Here is a 619-nt window from a genome sequence, read left to right on the forward strand (position 1 = left end):
CACACAAGGAGCGTGAAGGATTTGATAAACCTGACGCAGAACCTTGACCTTTACCGCTTTTACCCGGATATTTCCGATGATGAAGGGCTGGGCCGTCTTTACGCCGACGAGCTTGGGACCATCGACATACCGGAGCACATTCAGAACTACTTCGATTATGAGGCATACGGGCGGGATGTGCGTATCAACGAGGGCGGCGTATTCGCTCCCGGTGGGTATGTCTCGGCAGTCCCGGAGGGCTTCAAGGAGTATTACCACGGGCCGCAGGACATTCCGCCGGAACACCGGATATTTGCCTATCCTGAAAAGGCCGAGCCTGTCCACTCCATTCTCGCTGCACTCAAACGGTTTCAAGAAGCCCCGCCCGCTCCGAAAAAGGACAAGGCGGGGCCTTCCCATGAAGAACGGTAGGACTTCGGGCCAGCATGGCCCGAAGCATGAAGGAGGTGCATACCATCAACTATTACCCTATCAATGAAGGAGCCGCCCGCCGGGCAAAGGAAATGAACAGCTTTTCCGACTACAAGGAAGGGAGCGCAACGGCGGAATACCGGGCAATGGTGGACAAGGCCGCCGCCATAGCGGAACAGCAGAAATCCCGGGTGGACCCCATGTACCA

General features: G+C 56.5%; 1 protein-coding gene and 1 pseudogene. Both read left to right on the forward strand.

Features of this window, described 5'->3' with window-relative positions:
- The coding region (locus tag H8711_RS13885; RefSeq protein WP_249283912.1) for an antirestriction protein ArdA at positions 1-411 on the forward strand (411 nt) is incomplete at its 5' end.
- Positions 412-437: 26 nt separating this feature from the next.
- Positions 438-619: pseudogene (locus H8711_RS13890) on the forward strand (hypothetical protein); the annotation flags it as partial.

This window comes from Ligaoa zhengdingensis (assembly GCF_014384885.1).
GTDB classification, from domain to species: Bacteria; Bacillota; Clostridia; order Oscillospirales; family Ruminococcaceae; genus Ligaoa; species Ligaoa zhengdingensis.